Annotated in this window: 21 protein-coding genes; 2 read left to right on the top strand and 19 right to left on the bottom strand. The window is 28.4% G+C overall.

Features of this window, described 5'->3' with window-relative positions; genetic code table 11:
- Positions 1-8: 8 nt before the first annotated feature.
- From rsmH to asnS, 19 genes are all read right to left on the bottom strand, one after another.
- Positions 9-923, bottom strand: coding sequence for a 16S rRNA (cytosine(1402)-N(4))-methyltransferase RsmH (gene rsmH / locus BHE82_RS00665; protein WP_071345385.1), 915 nt, complete (start codon positions 921-923; stop codon positions 9-11).
- Between the two features lie 167 nt (positions 924-1090).
- Positions 1091-1336 (bottom strand): DNA-directed RNA polymerase subunit omega, encoded by a 246-nt coding sequence (locus tag BHE82_RS00660; RefSeq protein ID WP_084024625.1) that lies wholly within the window; start codon positions 1334-1336, stop codon positions 1091-1093.
- Positions 1317-1955 (bottom strand): guanylate kinase, encoded by a 639-nt coding sequence (gene gmk, locus BHE82_RS00655; protein ID WP_071345383.1) that lies wholly within the window; start codon positions 1953-1955, stop codon positions 1317-1319. The genes BHE82_RS00660 and gmk overlap by 20 nt, the downstream gene beginning before the upstream one ends.
- Positions 1956-2105: 150 nt before the next feature.
- Entirely contained in the window at positions 2106-4571 is a 2466-nt protein-coding gene (gene leuS / locus BHE82_RS00650; protein ID WP_071345382.1) for a leucine--tRNA ligase, read from the bottom strand.
- A gap of 93 nt (positions 4572-4664) precedes the next feature.
- Positions 4665-4895 carry an acyl carrier protein gene (acpP, locus tag BHE82_RS00645; RefSeq protein ID WP_011161081.1) on the bottom strand — a complete coding sequence of 77 codons (231 nt, stop codon included), beginning with the start codon at positions 4893-4895 and terminating at the stop codon, positions 4665-4667.
- A gap of 270 nt (positions 4896-5165) precedes the next feature.
- The gene (locus tag BHE82_RS00640; RefSeq protein ID WP_071345381.1) at positions 5166-6224 is read right to left on the bottom strand and encodes a M42 family metallopeptidase; all 1059 of its coding nucleotides are present in this window, start codon (positions 6222-6224) and stop codon (positions 5166-5168) included.
- Positions 6217-6846, bottom strand: coding sequence for a hypothetical protein (locus tag BHE82_RS00635; RefSeq protein ID WP_071345380.1), 630 nt, complete (start codon positions 6844-6846; stop codon positions 6217-6219). The genes BHE82_RS00640 and BHE82_RS00635 overlap by 8 nt, the downstream gene beginning before the upstream one ends.
- A 144-nt stretch (positions 6847-6990) precedes the next feature.
- Positions 6991-7914 carry a 50S ribosomal protein L20 gene (rplT, locus tag BHE82_RS03480; protein WP_071345379.1) on the bottom strand — a complete coding sequence of 308 codons (924 nt, stop codon included), beginning with the start codon at positions 7912-7914 and terminating at the stop codon, positions 6991-6993.
- 14 nt (positions 7915-7928) lie between these two features.
- On the bottom strand, positions 7929-8135 hold the full coding sequence (gene rpmI, locus BHE82_RS00625; protein ID WP_011412939.1) for a 50S ribosomal protein L35: 207 nt from the start codon (positions 8133-8135) through the stop codon (positions 7929-7931).
- A 132-nt stretch (positions 8136-8267) separates the two neighbouring features.
- Entirely contained in the window at positions 8268-8915 is a 648-nt protein-coding gene (infC, locus tag BHE82_RS00620) for a translation initiation factor IF-3 (protein WP_257608366.1), read from the bottom strand.
- A gap of 276 nt (positions 8916-9191) precedes the next feature.
- Positions 9192-11126, bottom strand: coding sequence for a threonine--tRNA ligase (thrS, locus tag BHE82_RS00615; protein WP_071345378.1), 1935 nt, complete (start codon positions 11124-11126; stop codon positions 9192-9194).
- Between the two features lie 248 nt (positions 11127-11374).
- Positions 11375-12313, bottom strand: a complete 939-nt coding sequence (locus BHE82_RS00610) for a DHH family phosphoesterase (RefSeq protein ID WP_071345377.1) — start codon at positions 12311-12313, stop codon at positions 11375-11377.
- Positions 12314-12409: 96 nt separating this feature from the next.
- On the bottom strand, positions 12410-13792 hold the full coding sequence (gene mnmE / locus BHE82_RS00605) for a tRNA uridine-5-carboxymethylaminomethyl(34) synthesis GTPase MnmE (RefSeq protein WP_071345376.1): 1383 nt from the start codon (positions 13790-13792) through the stop codon (positions 12410-12412).
- A 219-nt stretch (positions 13793-14011) separates the two neighbouring features.
- The gene (locus tag BHE82_RS00600) at positions 14012-14980 is read right to left on the bottom strand and encodes a DHH family phosphoesterase (RefSeq protein ID WP_071345375.1); all 969 of its coding nucleotides are present in this window, start codon (positions 14978-14980) and stop codon (positions 14012-14014) included.
- A 34-nt stretch (positions 14981-15014) separates the two neighbouring features.
- A complete protein-coding gene (locus BHE82_RS00595) occupies positions 15015-16637 on the bottom strand; it encodes an extracellular solute-binding protein (RefSeq protein WP_071345374.1) in 1623 nt (540 codons plus the stop codon).
- Positions 16621-17508 (bottom strand): carbohydrate ABC transporter permease, encoded by an 888-nt coding sequence (locus BHE82_RS00590; RefSeq protein ID WP_071345373.1) that lies wholly within the window; start codon positions 17506-17508, stop codon positions 16621-16623. Before BHE82_RS00590 ends, BHE82_RS00595 begins: the two co-directional genes overlap by 17 nt.
- Before the next feature lie 35 nt (positions 17509-17543).
- On the bottom strand, positions 17544-18485 hold the full coding sequence (locus tag BHE82_RS00585; RefSeq protein ID WP_071345372.1) for a carbohydrate ABC transporter permease: 942 nt from the start codon (positions 18483-18485) through the stop codon (positions 17544-17546).
- Positions 18486-19592, bottom strand: coding sequence for an ABC transporter ATP-binding protein (locus BHE82_RS00580; protein WP_071345371.1), 1107 nt, complete (start codon positions 19590-19592; stop codon positions 18486-18488).
- A gap of 437 nt (positions 19593-20029) precedes the next feature.
- The gene (asnS, locus tag BHE82_RS00570) at positions 20030-21550 is read right to left on the bottom strand and encodes an asparagine--tRNA ligase (RefSeq protein WP_071345369.1); all 1521 of its coding nucleotides are present in this window, start codon (positions 21548-21550) and stop codon (positions 20030-20032) included.
- A 1030-nt stretch (positions 21551-22580) separates the two neighbouring features.
- Between asnS and dnaA the strand changes: the two genes are divergently transcribed.
- Positions 22581-24104: a chromosomal replication initiator protein DnaA gene (gene dnaA / locus BHE82_RS00565; protein ID WP_071345368.1), complete on the top strand. Its 1524-nt coding sequence runs from the start codon at positions 22581-22583 to the stop codon at positions 24102-24104.
- 306 nt (positions 24105-24410) lie between these two features.
- On the top strand, positions 24411-25547 hold the full coding sequence (dnaN, locus tag BHE82_RS00560; protein WP_071345367.1) for a DNA polymerase III subunit beta: 1137 nt from the start codon (positions 24411-24413) through the stop codon (positions 25545-25547).
- Positions 25548-25562 lie beyond the last annotated feature (15 nt).

Below are 25562 nucleotides of genomic sequence, written 5' to 3'. Positions count from 1 at the left end.
TTAGATAACTAACCATTTTTGACAGCTACCCTCAGTTTAGCAGAAATACTACGCGAATTATTTTGCATTTCTTCCTCACTTGGCAAAAAAGCTTTTTTAGTAATAATACTTAAAGGAGTTTGGGGCATAATTGTAATAGGCAATTTTTTAGGCAAAACAAAAGTACTATGTTTTTTTAAAAAATGTTTAACAATGCGGTCTTCTAACGAATGAAAACTAATAACTACTATCCTGGCATTGGGTTTTAACAAATCAAGACTTTGTTCCAAGGCTTGTTTTAAAGATTCTAATTCTTGGTTAACTTCGATACGCAATGCTTGAAATATTTTTTTAGCACTATGTCCTTTTTGGCGATTGCAAAATCGATCAGTGATGGCAACCAAATCATAAGATGTGCACAAAGGTCTTTGTTTAATAATTTCTGAGGCAACCAAAGCAGCATTTTTAACTTCACCATAAATCTTAAAAATATTTTTTAATTGTGCAAAGGAGTAATTATTTAAAATATATTGTGCAGTAATTGTTTGATTAATATTCATTCTCATATCTAAAGGAGTGTTGTGCAAATAACTAAATCCTCTTTGGGGATTGTCAATTTGACAAGAAGATAGCCCTAAATCAAATAAAATACCATCTAATTGAAAAACATTTCGTTGTGCTAATTGGGTTTTTAAATGCGAAAAGTTGCTATGAATTATTTCAATTGGCAAATGTGGGGGCAAGATTTTTTTAGCGTTTGTGCAAGCTTCTACATCTTGGTCAAAAGAATATAAAAACCCTTGTTGCAAAAGATTTGCAATTTCTATAGTATGCCCACATTGTCCTAAAGTGGCATCTACATAAATACCTTCGGGCTTTATCTTTAAAAAATCTATGGCTTCTTGTTTGAGAACTGAAATGTGGTTAAAATGTGTTTTATTCATGGATTTTACCTCGCTTGCAAAGTTAAAAAATGTGATTAAAAATAATAAATGGTGGAAAAATAAAAGGAAGGTTAGATGAATTGCAATTATAAAAAATAGTTAAATTACATAATATTATTTGTAATTTAACTTATTTTATCAATTGTGAAATGGTACCTAAATATTAATTACTTAAAGACAAATTTAACTTTATCATTAATAATTTCTTCCAAAGCTTTACCAACTACTTTATTACACACAAGTTCAGGCAATTCTTTTTTTTGAGCTTCTATCACATGAGCAATTTTGCTTGCAATATGAACTAATTTGTATTTGGAATTAATTTGATCCAACAATTTATCAATCGAAGGATAGATCAAACCTTCCTTATTGTATTTTTTTTTATTTGGTTTACTATTGTTCTGCATAACCATTATCCTCCAATATTTTTAAATAATTACGAATACTGCGTTTCGTTTTGGCATGTTCTGCTCTAATAATTGCAATAATACGGTCAGCAGCATTAGCCACTTCATCATTTACTACAATATAATCGTATTTGTGAACTAAATGAAACTCGTTATTGGCTTTGGCAATTCGTTTTGCAATATTTGCTTCTTTTTCAGTGCCTCGTTTTTTTAAACGATCGTAGAGAGCTTTTTTTTCAGGCGGAACCAAAAAAATAAAAACTGTGTTTGGCATACGCTTTTTTCTTAAATGAGTGGCTCCTTCAACTTCAATTTCTAAAAACACTTCTTTTCCTTGTTTTAAAAAATCTTGAATTTGCTTTTTAGGAGTTCCATAATAATGATCAATAAATTTAGCCCATTCTAAAAAACAATTATTTTCAATCCCTTTTTCAAATTCTTCTTTAGTTAGAAAATGGTAATCTTTACCGTCTTGTTCACCTGGTCGCGGTTTTCTGGTAGTAGCAGAAACAGAATACACAAAATTATGATTAGTCATTTCAAACAAAGCTTTTCTCACAGTGGCTTTGCCAACTCCTGAAGGTCCTGAAAGAACTATTAAAAGTCCTTTTTTATTTAATTTCATGTTAACTTACCTTTTTTATTAAATTTTCTAAAAGTGCTTAATAATATTAGTTGTGCTTAAATAATTTTAAAAATTGAAGATTAAAATTAAAAGTAGTTTTGATTAAAATACACAATTGCCACCAAAAATTAATATTGATGTTAATATTGATTAATTAACAATAATATTTAATAATTTATTGGGAATATAAATCATATTTTGAATGTTTTTATGGCATACAAACTTATTAACTTTTGCATCTTGCAAAGCTAGAGTTTTAATTTGTTCTGAAGACAAATCACAAGGAAGTTCCAAAACAGCTCTTAATTTACTATTTACTTGCACAATAATTTTTACTTGCAGTTGTTCTAAATGAGTTTTATCATGCAAAGGCCAAGTTAAATCAACTAGTTGGTTGTTATTTTTCAAAATAGTTTGATTAATTTCTTCTGTCAAGTGAGGAGCAATCGGATTTAATAGTTGCAAAAAGGTCTGTGCTTGTTTTTTGCCTATTTTTTGATGTTTATAAACTTGATTGACAAAAATCATTAATTGACTAATAACTTTATTGAATTTCAATTTTTCATAATCTTGAGTTGTTTGAAAAATGGTTTGATGATAAATAGCGTTTAGAGAAGTTTCAAAATCATTTGGCATTGCAAAAGAAAACATTTGATAAACTCTATTTAAAAAACGTTGTATTCCTTTGAAACCTTTTTCACACCAACTTTTAATATCTTCTAACGGACCCATAAACATGATATAAATTCGCAGTACATCAGCGCCGTAGCGTGCAAGCATTAAAGAAGAACTTACGCCGTTGCCTTTGGATTTAGACATTTTAGTGTGATCATTTCCCAAAATAATACCTTGATTAACTAATTTTTGAAAAGGTTCTTTGGTAGAAACTAAACCCAGATCGTATAAAAACTTATGCCAAAAACGTGCATAAAGTAAATGACCAACAGCGTGTTCTGTTCCTCCAATGTATAAGTCTACTGGCAAATAATAGTCAAGTAGTTCTTTTGCTTTGGTGGTATTTAATGGGATTAGACCCAAATAATTTTTCAAAATATAGCCAATATAGTACCAAGAACTACCTGCAAGTTGTGGCATAGTGTTAGAATCTCTGCGATATTTTTTACCATCTTTTTCAAAATATAGCCAAAAATGGGCTTTGGAGAGAGGTGATTCGCCTGTGCCTGATGGTTTGATTTGTTCCAAAAAAGGAAGTTCTATGGGCAAGTTTGCGTCGCTATCAGTATAAATTTTATTGTTGGTGTCATCATAATAAATGGGGAAGGGTTCTGCCCAATATCGTTGGCGCGAAAAGACCCAATCACGCAATTTATAAGTATAATGAGAGTAACCGTGATTATTTTTTTCTAAAAATTGCAACATTTTAGTTTTGGCTTGTTCGTTATTAAGACCATTTAAAAAATCACTATTGATGTGGATGCCTTCTCCCGTATAAGCTTCAGTTAAGGGAGGGTTGGGTTGGTTGGCGGTAGGATTTTCCAAATCAGAAGACGGGGGAGTTATAACTTGAATCATTTTTAGACCATGTTTTTGAGCAAACTCAAAATCTCTTTGATCATGAAAAGGAACAGACATTAAAGCACCTGTGCCATAATGAGGAAGGACATAATCAGCAATCCAGATAGGAATTTTGGTGTTATTGCAAGGATTAATTGCAAAACTACCCGTAAAAACACCTGTTTTGTCTTTATTGATGTCTCTTTCTAAGTCTTTTTTTTGTTTGGTTAATTCCAAATAATTGTTAACTGCTTGTTGGTATTCGGGTTTGGTGAGTTGTAAGGCTAATTCGTGTTCGGGCGCTATTACTAAAAAAGTTACACCAAAAAGAGTATCAGGGCGAGTGGTGAAAGTTTTTAAAGTTATTTTTTGGTCAGAAACTGGAAAAGAGACGATTGCACCTTGATTTTTGCCAATCCAATTAGCTTGCATTTCTTTCACATTTAAAGGCCAATTAACTAAATTAAGGTCGTCTAAAAGTCTGTCTGCATATTGAGTTATTTTTAAAACCCATTGTTTCATCTTTTTTTTAACAACTGGATGATTGCCTCTTTCAGAAAACATCCCTTTTTCATTAGAAATTACTTCTTCATTAGCAAGCACTGTTCCTAAATTAGGGCAAAAATTTACTTCTGTATTTTTGAGAACTGCTAGTCCTTTTTCGTAAAGTTTTTTAAAAATCCATTGAGTCCAGGCATAAAAATAAGGATCTGAGGTGGCAAGTTCTCTATCCCAATCAACACTTTTACCAATGCTTTGAATTTGTTTTTTAAAATTATTGATGTTTTCATAAGTAAAAGTGCGGGGAGTTTTGCCTGTTTGCAAAGCATATTGTTCGGCAGGCAGCCCAAATGAATCCCAACCAAAAGGATGCAAAACATTAAAACCTTGCATGCGTTTGAACCTACTCATAATATCGCTTGCAGTATAACCTTCAATATGGCCTACATGAAGCCCTTCAGAAGAAGGATAAGGAAACATATCAAGACAATAAAATTTCTTTTGTGAAAAGTTATCTTGAGTTTTGAACACCTTATTTTGTTGCCAATAAAGTTGCCATTTATGTTCTATTTGTTTAAAATCATAAATTAATTTTGTCATACTCGAAAGCCTTCTATATTTGTTTTAACTTTTATAATGTGTTAATAAATTTAAATTAATTGTGAAAATGATTGAAAAAGAAAATGAGTTAGTTTAAGGGGTGTTTTTGGTGATGTAAAAAACGATATCTTGAACGGTTTTAAAATTTTGTAAAGTTGCATCACTAATGTTGATTTGAAATGTTTTTTCTACTTCCATAACTAGTTCTAAAGCGTCTAGCGAATCAAGTCCTAAATCTTCTTTAAAACGAGTGTCTAAAGTAATTGTAGAAGCGTCTAAAGATAATTGGGTGGCAATTAAAGCTTTAATTTTTTCAAAAACCATTTTTTTATTTCTCCTTCAAAAAAGCAATAATTGCTTAATAATATTATACTAAAAAAATCTTTTTTTAATTGTTGCATTTGCCAAAATAAAAACAAAAGTAAATTATTTGCTTGTGGTTTGGTGTGTAAATTTCCAAAATAAGGTGGTCTGAAATGAAGTTATTTTGATTGTAAGTTATAAAAAGGTGCCTATTTACAAGAAACAAACTAAAATATTTTATTCAAATAATTTAGTTTGCCAATGAGAAATTATTTAATTTTGGAAGTGTTTTTATTGAAATAAAATTTCGTTAACTTTTTTTTCGTCTAATTGATTTACTAACAAAGTTAAAAGTTTAACAGTGTTTATGATGTCTTGTTTGTGAACTACAGAAGTGTGGGAATGAATGTAGCGTACAGGAACGCCAAAAGATAAGGAAGCGGCTCCTTCGCGCACTAAATGCATAGTTGCAGCATCAGTTCTACCACCACTGCCACTTATTTCTTGCACAGGGATATTGTTTTGGGCAGCGATTTTAAGGACAAAATTACGCAATCCTTTGTGAGCGACTAAGCCCCCATCATAAACTAAAACTTGAGGACCTTTTCCTAGAGTGTGCCCTTCTTTTTCGCCCCCTGGAACATCATTTCCAATACCAGTATCAACAGCAATAGCAATTTGAGGGTGTACTTTGTGAGCACTGGTTTGAGCTCCGCGTAGCCCTACTTCTTCTTGGGTAGTAAAAACACCAAAAAATTGATTGGTAGTAGGATTGACATTTTGTAAAACTTGCATCACAATTGCAACTCCCACGCGATTATCTAAGGCTTTTGCAAGGAGATAATCAGAATTACCAAGTGTGCTGAATTCTATATAAGGAGTTACCATATCACCAACGCGAACGCCTAATTTTAAGGTTTCTTCTTTGTTGGCAACTCCAATATCTAAATACATAGAAGAAGTGTTGATAACTTGATTGCGCTCTTGAAAAGACATTATATGCGGAGGTTTGCAACCAGTAACTGCTTTAAGAACACCTTTATCGGTGTGAATTTGCCAAACTTGAGCAAGCATCACTTGAGAAAACCAACCACCAAGAGTTTGGAATTTGATAAAACCTTCTGGAGTAATTTGCTTAACTATTAAGCCTATTTCATCCAAATGTCCTGCAAACATAATGCGAGGTCCTGTTTTTCCTTTACAAACAATCACAGAGCCTAAATTATCATATTCGATGGAGTCTACTTGGTTTTTGATTTTGTCAACTACATAATTAGCAACTGCTTTTTCTTGACCTGGAATACCATTTAACATTGTTAAATCTTTTAATAAAGAAACTAAATCACTCATTTTCATTCTCCTTTTTGGGTGCGTGTAAACTAGCGGTTTGGAATTGTTTAATTCCTGTAAATGTAAGATAAATACTGTGCATTAAAGATAAAACAGCAAATGATTTTAAAATGATATCTTTTAAGTTTTCAAATAAATTGCTACCTAATCCGAAACAACCAAATCCAAACATTAAAAGATATAAAATGAAAAATGAAAAGTTTTGTTTCTTGAAATAATTAATATTTAAATTGATGAAGCTGTGAAGAACAAACATCAATGATAAACAATAGTTAAAAGTTAAAAGTTTGCCAACTAAAGGGTTTTTGGTTTTGAAATCATCAATATTTAACAAGCCTAATCCTGGTAACAAAAAGGCAGTAACAATGACAAAAACAAAGACAAAAGCTTCTAGGGCAAAGACAAAACGAAGCTTGGATAAAGTTTCTTTGTATTTTTTAAAAACTACTAAATAAGTAAATAGCGATAAAAGGACACCTAAGAAAAATAATCCTAGTTGAAATTTCAGACTTCCAAGTTGGAAAGTTTGGTCAAAAAAACAACATCCAGCTACCAAAAAGAAAAAAGTTGCCAATAATAAAGAGTAAAACCCTTGTAAACGTTTTTGTTTCATTTGATTCATTATATTATATAACTCCTATTTTATTTTTTCTAATTATTGTAAAATGAAAAATTAAAAAAATAATTATTCATGAAAAAACATACAAATCAAGTTTAAAATTAAAAAATGAAAAATCATGAAAATACGTATTTTGAAATTTTTAAATTATTTTTTTAGCAAGAGCTTTTTTAAAGCTGTAACAATTTCGGCTTTTTTAAGTTTATGAAAATTAGGAACTTTGTGTTCTTTAGCTAATTTTTTTAACTCAAGAAGCAACATTTTAGATAAATCTAAAGAAGGTTTTTTTGCTTTAACTTGGGTAGTTTGTGGTTTTGTTTCCAAAGCATCATCGGATTTTTCCTCAGAAATTTCAGTAGATAAAACTTTTTCAGGTTGTAGAGAAGTTTTTTCTTTGGGTTGTGGTTGTGTTTCTTGTTGCAAAACTTCAACAGCTTTTACAGGTTCAACTGTTTTTTCTTGTTGTAATTCTTGTGTTTGTTCTTGCTCTTTTGTTTGAGTGGGTTCTTTTTGTTCTAATTTAGGAGCATTTTCTTTTAATTCTTTTTTTTCTAATTTTGGCGAATTTGCTTCTTCTAATTTTTCTTGAGTGGTTTGTGGTTTTGGGGTTTTTTTAAGTTGAGATGGTTTTTCTTCTTTTTGTGCAAGTTGGTTTAATTTTTCTTCTTGTAATTTAGTTACTTGCGCTTCTTTTTGTTTTAATGTTTGTTGAAATTGCACTAAGGCTTCTTTTGCTAATTGAACATATTGTGCGAAAGTTTCTGGTTGTAAATGTGCTAAATCTGCTAATACTTTACGATTAACATCTACTTTTGCCAAAGCAAGTCCGTGCATTAAACGAGAATACTGCATGCCGCATAACATAGCACCAGCATTAATACGGGAGATCCATAATTTACGAAAATCTCTTTTTCTTTGTTTGCGGTCTCTATAAGCGTATTGCAAAGAGCGCATTACTTGCTCGTGAGCTGTTTTGTAAAGAGTGCTTTTGGAACCAAAATATCCTTTTGCCATTTTTAAAACTTTTTTGCGACGACGGTGTCTTGCAGGAGTAAAACTAATTTTTGCCATATTCTTTTTCCTTTCTATAATCCTCTAATAAGAGTTTTGATTCTGTTGTAATCACAAAGTTTAACACAAGTAACTCCTCTTAGTTGGCGGTTTTGTTTAGTAGTTTTGGAAGCTGCAAGGTGATTTTTGTAGGCGTGGCCTCTTAATAATTTTTTCTTTTTAGTAATTTTAATTCGTTTTTTAAGCCCGCTGTGGGATTTTTTCTTAATCACTTTAATCATCCTTTCTTATTTTATTTATTTTTAATTTTTAATTGGGTGCAAAAAAATATTTTTGGTTTGTGAATTGGTTGAGTCGCGTTTTGTTTTGGGTAATTTTTCAGCCATTCAAATACCATTCATAACCTTTAAAGGTTATTTTAAAGGGGACAGAACTGCTGTTAGTTGATTGCCTTGTAATTTTAAAGGAGTCTCAATTTGAGATAGGTTTTTCAAATCTTGCATAACTTGTTTAAAAACTGTTTCTCCTAATTGAAAATTATTAATCATACGACCACGAAAACGCATACTAACTTTTACTTTATCGCCTTGTTTTAAAAATTTTTGAGCTTGTTTAATTTTAGTATTTAGATCATTTTTATCAATGGTAGGATTGAGGCGAATTTCTTTTAAAACAATAATTTGGGTTTTCTTTTTGGCTTCACGAAGTTTTTTTTGTTGGTTATAACGATGTTTTTGATAATTCATTAGTCGCGCTACCATCGGTGAGGCATCTGCGTTTACCACTACAATATCAATTTCTTTTTGTTCTGATAATTTTAAAGCTTCTTTTTGGTCAAAAACACCTAATTGTTCGCCTTTTTCATCAATAATGAGGTATTTCCCTTGTGGGATATTTTCATTATATAAATCGAAATTGGAACTTTTTTTAAATTTGTTGATTTTAATATTTAAAACCTCCTTTAGGTTTGGGGTTATTTTGTAAAAATGAAATGAAATGACATAACATGAAAATGAAACAAGGAAAAAAGAGAAAATAAAATAAAAAAGAGAAACGCCCAATGAACATTTCTCTTATCTAAAATAACTAACACTAAATGTTTTTTGCATTTTTTTTACAAAAAAATTAAATGTTTATGTGCCATTTGCCTAAAAACTAATTGTTAATCAGGCGAGAGAAAACTCTTCTTTTCACGTTAATATCATAAGATTATTACAAAATCTTTGATAATTTTTATAATTGTATTTTGAATATTATAAAATAAAACAATAACAATACCGTCCTAATTATATAATAAAAAGTGCGGTTTGTCAATAGTTTTTGGGGGATTTTGGCAATTAAGAGGTTATTTTTTTTTGCAAAACTTGGTCTTTTAATAAAGAAACAAACTCATCAACTTTAATTGTGGTTTGTTGGTGAGAGCCATATTTTCTAAAAGTAATTAAATTGTTAGTCATTTCGTTGTCGCCAATTACAACTTGATAAGGAATTTTTAATTTTTGTGCTTCTCTAATTTTATAACTCAAAGTAGTATCTTTGGAATTAATTTCTACTCTGAAATTTTGTAATTGTAACATTTCTTTAATTTTTTGGCTAAATTCCAAATGTAGAGGAGCAGACACAGGAATTAAAAGCACTTGTACAGGAGCAAGCCATAAAGGAAAAACACCCTTTGTTTCTTCTACTAAATGCGCTAAAAATCTTTCCATAGTAGAAACAACTGCGCGGTGAATGACAACAGGACGATGGTGTTTGTTGTCTTCTCCAATAAAAGTAAGATCAAATTTTTGAGGGAGCAAAAAATCAAGTTGTACTGTTGATAATGTTTCTTCGTTGCCTAGGGCAGTAAACACTTGAACATCTAATTTAGGACCATAAAAGGCAGCTTCTCCGATGGCTTCTTTAAAGGGTAGGCTCAATTCTTGAATAGTTTCTTTGAGGGTTTTTTCAGCGTGATGCCACATTTGATCGTCATTAAAATATTTTTCTGTGTCATTAGGGTCACGATAACTTAGGCGCAACTCATAATTTTTAATATTAAAATCACGATAAACTTCTAAAATTAAATTAATAATTTTTTTTATTTCTTCTTTGATTTGGTCAGGACAGGCAAAAATATGAGCGTCATTAAGAGTCATTTCTCTTACTCTTTGTAAACCAGAAACAGCTCCTGATTTTTCAAACCGATGCATCATTCCTAATTCAGCAATACGCAAAGGCAATTCCTTATAACTATGAGGAGTTTTTTTATAAATCATCATGTGATGAGGGCAATTCATTGGTCTTAAAACTAGTTTTTCACCATTTTCCAAAGTCATGATGGGAAACATATTAGAATCATAATGGTCCAAATGTCCAGAAATACGGTAAAGTTCAGTATTTGCCATAATGGGCGTATAGACATGATGATAATCATAACTTAATTCTTTGTCAACAATATATCTTTCAACGATGCGCCTTACAGTAGCTCCTTTAGGAAGCCAAAAGGGAAGTCCCAAACCAACTTCTTTATGAAACATGAATAAATCTAGTTCTTTGTTAAGTTTTTTGTGGTCGCACTCTTTTCTTTCTTCCAAAAGTTGCAAGTGGTCCGCAAGCGCTTGTTTTTTGAAAAAAGAAGTACCATAGATGCGAGTCAAAGTTTTGTTTTTGGCATCTCCTTGAAAATAAGCTCCTGATATTTTTAAAAGTTTAAAATGTTTAATAAGGCTTGTTTTGGTTACATGACCGCCGCGGCAAAGATCAAAAAATTCTCCTTGACGATAAATACTGATAGTCTGGTCGCGAAATTTTTCCAGCAAAACTTGTTTATAAGGGTTGCAAACAAATAATTTTTGGGCTTGTTCGAAAGAAACTTCTTCTCTTGTAATGGGGTGGTTTTCCAAAGAAATTTGATGCATTACTTTTTCAATGGCAAGAAAACCTTTTTCCGAAATGGTGTGATTTTGAAAATCAATATCATAATAAAATCCTTCTTTAATGGCAGGTCCTACTGTAAAAAGGGCACCTGGATAAAGTCTTGCAACGGCTTGCGCCATAAGGTGAGCGGTGCTGTGATTAAGAACTTCCAAAGATTTAGGATCAGATTCGGTTAAAATTTCTAAATTGCCGTTTTCTTTCAAATGAAAATCAAGTTCGATTGGTTGGTCGTTGAAAAGGGCTGCAACTGGTTTTTTGAAATGTGTAGATAAGTGTTTTTTCCAAATTGCCAAAGGAGTTATACCTGAAATAAATTCTTGTATTTGGTTGTCAAAAAAGCTGATTTTAATCATAAAAACCCTTTCTTTTGTAGTTTTTAGTTTTTTGATCTTTTAAAAAATTGGGGAAAAACAAAGATAATGGAGGAGAAAAAATAATAAAGGGCAAAAAATTTTATCTAAATAATAATGTGTGATATAATATGTATTTTATACTAAAAAATTAAATAACATATATCATAACTATAACACAAATCACAAGAAAAAGGGGGTCTTTTTTTAGTAATTAGTTGATTGGTGTTTATTATTTGGAATCTAAATTTTTAAGTGGTTTTGAAAAAGGGTGCAATTTCTTTTTTTATTGTAGCAACAAAAGGCAAAATTTCTTTTTCGGATGGCAAAAACATACTGCAAGCTCTTAGGTGACCTTTACAACCATATTTTTGAACAATATGATATATTTGCGGTCCGTTAGAACAAATACGCACTTGAATTTTAGAATCAGGACGTTCAAAAAAAAGAGCATAAAAGGGGAAATTTTTAATATTAGATAAAATATTAATCGACAAAAAAACCTCTTCTAAAGTAATGTTGAATTTTTCAATGATTTGTTGATTCACATAAACATAGGCAAATCCATCGCAAGCAATAATATTTTGACATATATATCCTTGATATTTTAAAAAATTAAGTGTTACTTTATTGATATTTTGTTCCACCAAAGCAACATCAATACCATAATTAAGTAATTCTGAGGCAATTCTTAAAGTTTGGGCACTTACTCTATGATACCTAAAATTACCAGTATCTGTAATTAAACCAACATAAATAGCCAAAGCACCTTTAAAAGTTAGGTTTAAATTGAGTTTTTCTTTTAACAAGTAAATCATCTCAGAGCACGAACCAAAAGAATCATCAACCCATTGATAATTACCATAATTTTCGATTAAAATATGATGATCAATTCGAATAACGACTTTTCCCAATTTAAATCTTTGGTCACTGATGGCTTGAGTAGTACCGCAGTCAACTACAATTACTAAAGCATTTTGGTAAGTTTCATCTGGTATTTCATCCATTTGACCCAAAAAAGTTAAATGGTTTTTGGTTTGCCCCACCACATAAACATTTTTATGAGGAAAGGTATTTTGAATCATATTTTTTAAACCTATTTGAGAACCATAACAATCACCATCAGGATTTTTATGTCCGTGAATAATGATAGTGTCAAAGGTTTTAATTTGGGTTTCAATAAATTTCATATTTGTTCCTTTCTTTGTATTTGTTAAAATATTAGTTTAGTTAAAATGATGTTGGTTGGGGGGGTTCTTGATATTTTCTTATTTTTTGGGTTTCTTTTATTTTCCTAAACAAAATTTAGAAAACAATTCTTTAATTAAACTATTTTCTTGATTATCACCTATAATTTGTCCTAACGCTTTATAAGCTTTAGTAAGATCAATAGAATAAATATCGATTGGCATTGATTGCAAAAGGGCTTGTTGCAAATCTTGGAAAGATCGAAGAGCAATTTGGATTTGATTAATGTGTCTTGCATTAGAAAAATAATTAAAATCTTTGGGCTGGATATCATTTAATTGGAATTTTTTTAAAATTGTTTGTTGTAACTCTAAAAACCCTGTTTTATCCAAACTTGAAACTGAAATAATTTCTTGTGGGGCTAATTGGGAAGAGTTGTTGGAAAGAGAAGAAATTAATTTATCACTTTTCAAATCCGCTTTGTTTCCTATAATAATGCGCGGATGGTTTTTGGTTAATTGCAAAAGTTGGATATCTTCTTCTTGCAAATGATTGCTTTGATCTAAAACTAATAAAATTAATTCTGCTTGTAAAAGCATTTTTTCTGTTCTTAAAATTCCTATTTTTTCAATGGGATCATCAGTTTTACGAATGCCTGCAGTATCAATTAAATGAAGGGTGATACCTTGACAATTAAAATAAGCTTCAACAAAATCTCTGGTAGTGCCTGAAATATCAGAAACAATAGCTTTGGTTTCGTTTAAAAAAGCATTAAGAAGGCTTGATTTACCAACATTGGGACGTCCAACAATTAAAGTTTTTATTCCTTCTTTAAGATATCTATTTTTATGGGAGTGGTTCAAAATATTTTCTAATTGCTTGATTAAACTTTTAACTTCCAAAGCAATTTTTTGTTGGGTGATTTGAGGAATGTCATCATATTCAGGATAATCAATATTAACTTCAATTTGAGCAATTAAATTAAGGATTTGGTCGCGCAAAGAAGTCACTAATTGAGAAGTGTATTTTTGCAAACCAGAATGAGCAATTTTAATGGCATTTTCATTAGTGGCATGAATTAGGTCCATAATGGATTCAGCTTGAATGAGGTCCATTTTTCCATTAAGATAGGCTCTTTGGCTAAATTCGCCTGGAAAAGCCAACCTAATATCTAATGACAAAACTCTTTCTAAAACCATTTGCGTAATTAAAATACCGCCATGAGCATTAATTTCTACAACATTTTCGCCAGTAAAAGAATTAGGAGTTTTAAAAACAGAAATCAAAACTTCATCCAAAATAGTTTGGTCTTTGTTGAGGATAAAACCGTGAGTAATGGTGTGTGTTTTGGTTTTGGTAAGGTCTTTGCCTTTAAAAATTTTATTTATTTCTGCAATAGAATTGTTGCCAGAAACCCTAATTACACTAACTCCTCCTGTTCCTAAAGGAGTTGAAATAGCAGCAATAGTATCAAAAAACATTTATTGGGGGCTCCTTTCTTTATGATTTTGTAATCTTTTCATTTATTGAATGTTGTTTTAAATTGATATTTATCATTTATAATATGAAAATAATTTACAACCAAAAGGAAAAGGAAAAGGAATTATCAAAATAAAAGTTTTATTTGGTTAATTTTATTATTGGTTATTGGAGATTTTTTTTATATGTGTATTTATTGAATTTATTAATTTTATTGTTAATTAATTTTTAATTAGTTTTGGATTTTTGTCTTGGGATTTGGTTTCAAAAACTTTAATTGAGTCTTTTATTTGAGCTATGAAAAAAGTCATTTCTTGATTGTTATTTAAAGTAGCACCACAAGCTCTAAGGTGACCTCCGCCTTTAAATTGTCTAGCAATGGAGTTAATTTCAGGACCACGAGAACGAATGCGAGCTCTAATTGTTAAATCTGGTTGTTCTAAGAAAAAAGCCCAAACTGGATGATTTTCTAAATGACCCAAAATATTAACCAAACTTGCAGCAACGTCAATATTTAAGTTAAATTTTTTCAATGTTTCTTGAGAAATAAAAACGTAAACAAATCCTTGGGAAGTAACTACATTTTGATAAATATAGGCTTTATATTGAAACAAGGTAAGAGTTTCTTTGTTAAGATGAAAAAAAATTTGTGATACATCAAGGTCAAAAGCAAGTAAGGAAGAAGCAGCTTTAAGAGTGTTTTGGTCAACTCTATCAAAACAAAAATTACCAGTATCAGTTACCATACCTACATACATAGCCAAAGCACCTTTATGAGTTAATTTCATATTGCATTTTTCTTTAAATTCAAAAATCATTTGAGAACAAGAAGAATAATTAGCATCTACCCATTGATAATTGCAGTAATTATCCATTAATAAATGATGATCAATTCTAATTGTATCTTTAGCTAATTTAAATCTTTGGTCACTAATTTTGTTTTCTTGACCGCAATCAACAACAATAGCAAGAGCGCTTTGGTACAAAGAATCACAAACTTCATCCATCACACCTATAAAAGATAAAGAATGATTTTGTTGCCCTACTGCATAGACTTTTTTTTGGGGAAAAGTTGCTGTAATTGTATCTTTTAAACCTAGTTGAGCGCCATAACAATCACCATCTGGATTGATGTGTCCATGAATAATAATTGTTTCAAAAGCTTTAATTTTATTGTAAATAATTTTCATAATGTTCCTTTAATTTGTTAATTTTAATAAGTTTTTAGGAGTTTGCTTTTTGTTGGGCTTCATTAAATAATGTATCGATGTTTTTGTCTAAGTCTTTATCTAAAAAACAATCTATTACTAATTTTTCTACAACTATACGCGACATCTGGGATTTTCTAAAAGTGGGAGAAAAGAAATAAATGGGGTTACCTGTTTGAGATGATTCTTCATCTTCTTTTCTTTCACGTTTCATAAATTCAAAAATATCTTTATTTATTTCTGGATTTTTAGAATTTTTGGAAGGATTTTCAGAATTTGTTTGTTCTGGTTGGGCGCTTTTATCATAACAAGGACGAGTAGGAAATTGACTAAGTTTTTGGATTAATTTTTCGTTTGTTTCTTTAGAAGTTAAATGTTTTAAAAACAACCAAGAAGCAAGCACTTCATCTTTATCTTTTTTATAAAATAAATTAATATTAGAACCTTGTTGTAAAACTTTTCTTTTGCCTGACTCAGGACCTTGTTTTCCTTTTTTCCAATAAGGAACCGAAGTTATCCCTACTTTAAATGGAGCTTTGGAAACATATTCAAATCCATTAGAAGAAGAAATATCCATTAAAATTTTTTGATCCATAAATAAATGAGTAGTATAACTTTCACCAGATAATTTACGAGTAATTAAATATTTTTTATCATAAAATTTTTTAAAATCTTTAATCATTTTTTTAGCATCTGGATTATTAAAACGTACTCCTACTTCACAACTTGATGGATCTTTTTTAGTTGGTGAAGTTGTATATTCAATTCCTCTTTGTTCGGAAGATATAATAAATAAATTAGATTCAGAATCGTAAGAAATAGGGATTTTTTCAGAGTCAACTTGTTTAATTACTTTGCATAACTTTTTCATTTGTTCCCATGTAATACCATCTTTAAGTTTGCCTTCAAAATTAGAGTTATCATAATTGTCAAAACAAGATTTAAAATCGGAATCGATTTCGATTTTTTGTTTTTCAATTTGAGGTTTTAATTGTTTAAAATAATCTTGATTGTAATACATCAATTCAATAGATTTAGAAAATGGCAAGGAATACCATTTCCCCGGTTCTTTTTCATCACCCAAAGGCAATTGAGCCTCATCTTCAAAACTAGAATAAAAATATGTTTTTTCTGTTTGGGGATCTGTTGTACAAGGGTCTAATTTGATTTTTTCATTGGTGTGATCTTTAAATCCATCAAGGGGAACTAATTTACCTGATTCATAATAATTTACTAAATGATCAGCATAAGAAACAATTAAATGAGGTTCGTTGTTGGCTGGAAGAGCTACATTAATGTTTTTTACAATCCCACTCCAACTAGGTTTATATTCTGTTTTTACTTTGATTTTGGGATATTTTTCTCTAAATTTTTCAATAATTTCTTCTAAAGCAGTTTTTGGTTTTCCTTTTTCTTTTTCAGGATCTAAACGATGCCAAAAAACAATTTCGATGGGTTTTTCTAGAAATTTTTCCCATGCTTCGCTATCTTTATATTTGGTAAGCATTTCATTTAATTCTTGTTCATGGTTATTTCTTAAAGCATTAGAATCAATTTTAGGAAATAATACAATAAGTGCTAAAATAACAAATAAGCAAGTAAAAAAATGAATGATTTTTAATTTATCCTTTGATACCACTGTTTAATTTTCCTTCTAAAACATATTTTTTACAAAAAATGAACAACAAAACTAAAGGTAATGTCATCAAAACAGTAGCTGCCATTTGTTGATTGACTAAATGTTGGTTTTTTTCAGAGTCAAAAATATTTCTAATCACATTAGTAAGCAATTTCCCGCCTACAAGTTCAGGCCACAAATAAGCATTCCAAGTAGCAACTGCTCTAAAAATAATGATATTAATGATGTTATCTCTTAAAAGCGGAGTTAAAATTTTGTATAAAAACTTCCAATCACTACTACTATCAACTTTGGCAGATAAATAGAGTTCTTTGGGAATTTTTTTGATATTTTGCATTAATAAAAAAATATGAAATACATTGATTAGAAAGGGAAGAATCATTGCTAAATAAATGCCACTAAAAACGCGCGTACCTTGACCAGAATCAACAAAACCTAGGCGTGCAACTGTTTGATAGTTAGTTAAAAACATACTTTCAGTAGTTATCATAGTGGTGATTAGAAAGACTCCTAATATAATTTTTTTAGTTCTAAATTCTAAAATACTAAGAGCAAAAGCAGTTATAATAGAGACAAAAATACCTAAAACAGTAGAGATAAAAACAACAGTAAGGGTTTTAAAAAAAGTCAAAAACAAGCTATAACGGGTAAATAGAAAAGAGAAGTTGTTCCACGTCAAATCTTTAGGAAAAAAACTAGGACAAGCAGGATTGTCTTGTAGAGCTAAATTTAGCATCCAATAAAAAGGGATAGCCAAAAAAAGAGCAAAAACAGACAAAAAAAAGTATTTGGTAAAAGTGGCACAAACTTTAGGTAAATGTTTTTTAAGTTTGGCAAAAATGAGTTTTGTTTTATTATTTGAATTTGACATAATTATCAAGGTTCGATCCTTATTTATTATTTATTTTATTCATTTAATTTCTTTTCAAAAAAGAAAAAATTAATGGCAGTAAAAAGAATAGAAATTAAAAGCAAAATAACAGTGGCTGCAGCGCCTCTGGAATAAGAATATATTAAAGTTCCTTCTAATTGTTGATAAATATAGCCTACCACAGTATTTACCTTAGTAACATCGGAATTACCAAAAACTCCAATAACAGATTCATATTCTTTAAAAACTTGAATTATTGCAATAATAAGTTGATAAAAAATAGTAGGAGCAAGTAGAGGAAGAGTAATTTTTCTAAAAATAGTTATTTTAGAAGCGCCGTCAATTCTGGCAGCATCGTAATAATCTTTACTAATGTTTTTTAATCCCACACTAAAAATTAAAATTTGGAAGGGAAGGGATTTCCACACTACATAAAAAATTAAAACAAACATTTTATACGAATAAGGAGCTGCAATGTTAATCCAATTTTGTTGGAGCCCAAAAAAAGAATTAAAAAAACCTTCAGGGCGCGTTTGGATGCCAAAACTATTGTGATAAAAAAGGACTGCAAAAACCATTCCCATAATAACAGGATTTGTTAAATAAGGGAGGAAAAAAATGGTTTGAAAGATATTTTTTAAAAAACGATTATAAACACTGTTAAGTGCTAAGGCAATCATTAAAGACAAAAAAATAGAAATAGGAACAGCAACAAACACCAGTAAAAAAGTGTTAAAAAGTGCAGTTCTAAAATCAGGATCACAAAAAGTAGTAGTGTAATTAGAAAAATTAAACGAATAAGAAAATGTGTCTGCAAATTTATTATATCTAATATCCAAAGAAATAAAAAGTGTTTTTACCAAAGGATAAAAATTAAATAAAACCATAAGAATTAAGGCAGGCGCCAAATAATACCAATGATTATGTTTGGGATATTTAGTGGAATTGTGATGGAAAAGTTTTTTTAGCAATGACATTTAAAAAATCCTATTTTCGGTTTTTTTATCAAAAAGAAAACACTTATTTTCTTTAATTTGGAATCTAATTTTTTTCTTGGCAACAAATCCTTGGGGAAAAATAATATCTTTACTTTTTTCATCAAAGACAAGGTGGAAAGTGTTTTTAACAGCTTGCGGATGTCTTGCTAACATCATTAGGTTTCTTCCCATATTTTCTAAAAAGAGAGGTTCGATTTCAAAATTACCGTTTGTGTCAAACCAATAACCTTCGGGACGAATGGCTACATAGATTTCTTGATTTAGGTTTTTTAAAGTTTTGTTAGAAGAAAAATCAAAAAGAAGTGAATCTCCAATAGTTACTTTTCCAAAAGTAATTTTTCCTTCAAAAATAGAGATAAGCGGATTGCCTAAAAATTTGGCAACAAACAAGTTGTTAGGATTGGCATAAACTTCTTGAGGAGCGCCTTTTTGTTGGATTTGTCCTTTATTCATTAAGCAAATTTCATCACTAATAGACATTGCTTCTTCTTGGTCGTGTGTAACAAAAATAGCAGTGATTCCAGTTTTTCGTTGGATTCTTCTAATTTCTTCTCTAGTTTTGAGGCGTAACCCTGCATCTAAGTTGGATAAGGGCTCATCTAAAAGCAAAACTTGAGGTTCTTTTACTAAGGCTCTTGCAATTGCTACTCGTTGTTGTTGTCCGCCTGAAAGTTGCTGAGGTTTTTTGTCTAAATGATCGGCAATTCCCACTAAATTGGCAATTTCTTCTACTTTTTGCACAATAATGTCGCGCGCAAATTTTAGATTTTCCAGTGGAAAGGAAATATTTTGTCTAACTGTCATATGAGGATATAGAGCGTAATTTTGGAAAACTAAACCAATACCTCTTTTTTCAATAGGCAGGTTAGTGACATCTTTGTCGCCAAAAAATATTTTTCCAGTCGAAATAGGATGAAGCCCTGCAATCATGTAAAGAGTAGTCGATTTGCCACAACCCGAAGTACCTAAAAGACTTACCAATTTTCCTTTAGGAATGTTGATGTCAATTTTTTTTACAGCATAAGTTTCTTTTTTAGTTTGTTTATCGATGAAAATTTTAGAAACTTGTTCTAATTTTATACCCATTTTTTGTATTCCTTATTTTTAGCTTTTTGGCTTTTAATTTTGTGTTTGTGTTTGTGATTTTGGTTTAGTTTGATTTGGTTTTGGTTTTATTATTTTGATTTTATTATTTTTAACTTTTTTTATTGTTTTTGGTTTTTTGATTTTTGGTTTTTATCTTTTAGATGAATTTAATCATTTTTTAATTATTGGTGATTTTTTTATTTTTGGACTTTTGTTTACTTTTTTGAATTTTATAAAATTTTATAAATGTTTAAAAAATATTAAATATGATTTTGCAATTTTTTTGTTTTTTAAAAATAAGTAAAAGCGAAATTCCCAACAAAAAATAAAAAAATGTTTTAGAAAAACATTTTAGAGTTAAAAAATATTTAAAAAAGGTTAAAAAGTTTTAAAGTTCTTGGAAATTGATAAATAAAAAACGATACTATTAATTAAACTTAAAAAATTAAATTATGATAAGTTCTTGGAAAAGCAATTACATCACGAATATTATCTAATCCTGTTAAAAAAATTAGTAGTCTTTCAAATCCTAAGCCAAAACCTGAATGAATGCATCCCCCAAAACGGCGTAAATCTAAATACCATTCCAAATCTTTTTGAGGAATTTTCATTTGGTTCATTTTTTCAATTAAAACTGATAAATTTTCTTCTCTTTGCGATCCGCCAATTAATTCTCCGACACGAGGAACTAAAAGATCCATCGCAGCTACTGTTTTTTGATCGGGATTATTTTTCATATAAAAAGCTTTAATTTCTTTGGGCCAATCAACAATAAAAACTGGTTTTTTAAAATGTGTTTCGGTTAAATATTTTTCGTGTTCGGTTGCCAAATCAGCGCCATAAAAAAGGGGGTTTTCAAATTTGGTGTTGCTTTTTTGCAAAATTTCTAAAGCTTGTTCATATTTTACTGTCAAAAATTCTTTTTCTTCAGCGATGTTTTTTAATTCTTCAATTAAACCGTTTTTTTCTGTCTTATCCAAAAATTCTATATCTTGATAATTTTGTTCTAAACATTTAGCAATAACAAATTGTAACATTTCTTGGGCGACTTTTAAATTTTGAGATAAATTGCAAAAAGCCATTTCAGGTTCTAACATCCAAAATTCAGCAGCATGTCTTGGAGTATTTGATTTTTCAGCTCTAAAAGTAGGACCAAAAGTATAGACTTTATTCAAACCCAAAGCCATCGCTTCTGCTTCTAGTTGACCTGTTACTGTTAAAAAAACTTTTTTGCCAAAAAAATCTTTTTGATAATCAATTTCATTTTTGCTGGTAGTCTCATCGGCAAGTTTGGAAGCGTTTGAAACGTTTTTTGTTTGTGGCAAAGCTTCTAAATTAAGGGTTGTAAGTTGAAATAATTCACCCGCGCCTTCGCCATCATTAGCAGTGATAATGGGGGTGTTGATGTGAAAAAAACCTTTTTTTTGAAAAAAACTGTGCAGGGCAAAAAAAGCGGTATTTCTAATGCGAAAAACTGCTCCAAAAAGTTTGGTGCGCATTCTTAGATGAGATATTTGTCTCAAAAAAACCTTAGAATGTTTTTTGGGTTGAAGCGGATAAGAAAAATCACTTGCGCCTAAAAGAGAAACATTTTGGGCACTAATTTCAAAAGGCGTTTGGGGATTGTTGGTTGCTTTTAGAATGCCTTCCACTTGCAAAGAAGCCCCAATTTGCAACATTTCTTTTAATTTTTCTAAATTAATGTTATTTGGAGATTCGTTGTTGGTGTTGACTTTTTGGTTTTCATGAAATTCGGTAATTTCGGCGGCGATTTCGATGTTTTTGGTTTTGGTTTCTTTACAAATAATTTGTAAATTTTCCAGAAAAGTACCATCATTTAAATCGATAAAAATTAATTTTTTTTGATAACGACAATTTCTAACCCAACCATTTAATACTATTTTTTTTTGATAAAATAACTCTGGTTTTTGGAAAATATCTTTGATAGAAATTTTCATTGTAATTTACTAATCCTTTGTTTTTATTTAATGTTGTAATATTTTGTTGTAAATAAAAAAGTGAAATGAAACGAATATGAATTAAAAAAATGTAAATGGAAATAGAAAAAAGGGGGATTAAAATAAGAAGAAAAAGAAATTTAAAGAAAAAGAATCGGAGGAAAAAATAATATCGAAGCAAAAAATAAAAAAAGAGAGGCAAAAAGTATTAGAATTAGTAATATGAAAAATAATTTTTTTGTTTATTTTTTTAATTAAAATAGCGATATATAATAAAAAATTGAAAATTTTAAAAGTTTTAGGAAATTAATAGATCTTAATTAAAAAAGTAAAAAAAGATTATAAAAATTGTCTAAAAATAATAAAAATTTTTTAAAAAAGACACTCAAAATAAAAATAACCCAAAAAGAATTGAAAGAATTAAAAACAATTACAAATTTATTTTATCATTTTTAAGTTATATTTTGATATTTTTTTGAAAAAAACGCAATAAATTAGAATAAAAAAACAATAACAAAGTAAAAATAAAATAAAAATAAAAGTTAGGAAAAAATAGATTTAAATGTTCCTAAGTTTTAAAAAATTTTCCTAAGTTTTAAAAAAAATTAATTTTTAGTTGTAAAAAACTAACTTAGAAAAAGATTAAAATAAAAGTTAATTTTTTCTAAAATTGTTCCTTCTTTTTTAAAAAGAAAGGTTTTTCAAAGTTAGGAAAAAGTTATTTTTTTTGTTCCTAAAAACTGTGGCTTTTTATGTTATTATTTTATTGAATAATTTTATTTTTTCTAGAAAAAACGTGAAAGCAAAAAAGTTTTAAAAATAGTTGTTAAAAATAAAATGTTTCCAAACTGTTAAAAATAGTTCCTAAAATGTTAATAAATTTTTCCTTAATTTGAGGAAAAATAAAGTTAAAAGCTATTTTTTTTAGAATTAGGAACAAAAAATGTGCTTCATAATAATAATAATTTAATAAAAAATAATATAAAAAATAAAAAAATAATTAAAATAAAATACTAAAGGTAATATCAAAATGAATAATTATAATAAAATTTGGGAAATAATTTTAAATGAACTATCAAAAATTTACAGTGATGAAGTTTTTAAAGAAACATTTTCCAATATTAAAAAAATAAAACAAATTGAAGAAAAAATTATAATTTCAGTAGAAACTGAATTTATTAAGAATAAAATATATAAAATGTATTTTGAAAAAATCAAAAAAATAACTAAATTAAAATTTGAAGAAAAAATTATAATTGAATTTGTTTCAGAAAAAAATCAAAAAAATAGTAATTTTGATGATGAAAAAAAGCATTTTGAAAATCTTAAAGAAAAATTAGAAAATGAGAATCAAAATTATTTTTCCAAAATTGAAAATAATGAAAATAATGATGAATTCCAAAATAATAAATATTTTGAAACAATTGAAAAAGAACAAATCAAAACTAAAACTGATAATGACACAAATGTTGAAATTGAAAATAGAAAAATAAGTTTTAATAAATACAATTATGGAAATACCAATCCCAAGTATAGTTTTGATAATTTTGTTGTGGGAAAAAGTAACAATTTTGCCTTTAAAATTGCCAAAAAAATTGCTGAAGAAAAAAAAGTAACTACCAATCCGCTATATATTTTTGGAAAAGCAGGAATCGGAAAAACCCATCTAATTCAGGCAATCGGAAATCATATTTTGAAAAAAACACATTCAACCAAAAAAGTTCTATATGTAAAAGCTGACGGATTTATTGAAGAATTTACCAACCAATTAAGAAAATCCAAAATGGAGGATTTCAACGAAAAATACCGTGATATTGATCTTTTATTAGTTGATGATATCCAAATTATGGCAGGTGCTACAAGAACTCAAATGGAGTTTTTTAAATTATTTGATTATCTTTATTTAAACCAAAAACAAATTGTAATTACAAGTGATAAACAAGCCTCAGAACTAAAAAATATTATGAGTAGATTAACTTCACGTTTTGAAGCTGGTCTTATGGTTGATATTCAAAGTCCTGATTTTAATCATCGTCTCAATATTTTGAAAAAGAAAATATTAGAATTTGAACCACAAAATCATTTGAAAATAAAAAAAGATGTCCTTGATTTGATTGCTTCTTCTTTTGTTAATAATGTTCGTGAAATGGAAGGAGCTTTATTAAGATTGTTGAATTATGCCCAAACTTTTGGCTATGATATTGATATTAATATTGCCAATGAAGCTTTAGAACTTTTGATTAAAAGCAAAAAAAGTGTTTCTTATGATGAGGATGTTTTGGAAAAAATCAAATCAGTTGTTAGCAATTTTTTCAATATTTCAGTTCGTGATTTAATGAGTAAAAAAAGACAACAAAAATATACTTTACCGCGTCATATTGCTATGTATTTAATCAAAGAATTAAAAGATATTCCTTATAATATTGTTGGTAGTTTTTTCAAAAGAAACCATTCTGCAGTTTTTAAAGCTTATCAAAAAATTAAAAAAAATTCTCAAAGTGATTATGAATTAAAAAAATCTTTAGAACTTATTTTGAAAAAAATTAATTCTTAATAAATGAATTAAATAATAAATGAATTGAATAAAATTGAATAATAATTAAATTAAAAATGAATTAATAAATTATCTATATTTTAAAAAAGTATCTTTTAATTATTCGATGATTTTTAACTTATTTTAGTCTGTTTTTGAAATTGTAATATAAATTATTAAAAGTAAGTTAAACATCAATTAAAATAACTTTAAACGTGTTTAAATGTCATTATATAAAATATTAATAATAAAATTAATAAAGATATAAAATAAATAATAAAGATATAAAATAATTACTACAACAAAAAGATAAATGAGGTTTAATAAATGTATTTAGAAATTAATAAAGATATTTTTTTGGAACAACTTTTAAAAATACAAAAAATTTTACCCCAAAAAAATTTTTTCCCTATTTTTAATGCTCTCAAAATCCAAACACAAGAAAATAACTTAATTTTAGAAGCTAATAATGGCAATATTGCAATTAAAATAGAAATTAAAGATGAAAGTTTAAAAATTAAAAAACAAGGTAAAATTGCTTGTTTAGGGAGATATTTTATTGAAATAATTAAAAAAATTAGTGATTCTTTAATTAAAATTACTGTAATGGAAAATAATTTTTTAGTAATTAAAACTAGTTTTTGTGAATATAAATTAAAATTAATGGATGTTTGTGATTTTTTAGAACTTGATTTTTCTTTCCAAAAATTAGATTCTTTTCAAATTGAAACTCATTTTTTAAAAAATATGATTAAAGAAATAAATATTTCTACTTCTAAAAATGAAAAAAGACCTATTTTAATGGGACTTAACTTGATTTATCAAAACAACCTTTTAAAAGCTTGTGCTACTGATTCTTTTCGAATGAGTCAAAAAAAAATCAATCTAGATATTGAATATCACAATTTTAATATTGTTATTCCTAATAAAAGTTTAGAAGAATTAAGTAAAATATTAGAACATTGTCAAAGTAAATATTTAAAAATTTATTCTGATACTCAAAAAATCTTTTTAGAAATTGATAATTTATGGTTTCAAACTTCACTTTTAGAAGGAAATTATCCCCAAATTCAAGAAATTAAACTTACAAATTTTCCTTTTTCTATTCATTTAAATAAAGATGATTTAATGAAAGCCTTAGAAAGAGTTTCATTGTTGTTTTCCAAAGAACAAATAAATACTAATGTTATTAAATTTATTTTAACTAAACAAAATTCAATTGAAATTTCTTCTTCTAGTGAAAGTTTGGGAACTGCTTTGGAAAAAATTATTCCTTTAAAAGTTAGTGCAAATAGTTTCCAAATTGCTTTTAATGCTAAATATTTAGAAGATGTTTTAAAAGTTTTATCAGTTAAAGAAGTAGTTTTTTATTTTGATAATCCCTTAAAACCATTTATTATTACTACTTTGGAAAAAGATAGTTCTATTCATTTAATTCTGCCTATTCCTTTGGAAAATGATTGATATTGTTATATAATG

It is taken from the genome of Rice orange leaf phytoplasma (genome assembly GCF_001866375.1).
Lineage (GTDB): Bacteria > Bacillota_I > Bacilli_A > Acholeplasmatales > Acholeplasmataceae > Phytoplasma > Phytoplasma asteris.
Note: the sequence above shows the minus strand (reverse complement) of the source record. Positions and strands in the feature narration are given on the sequence as shown.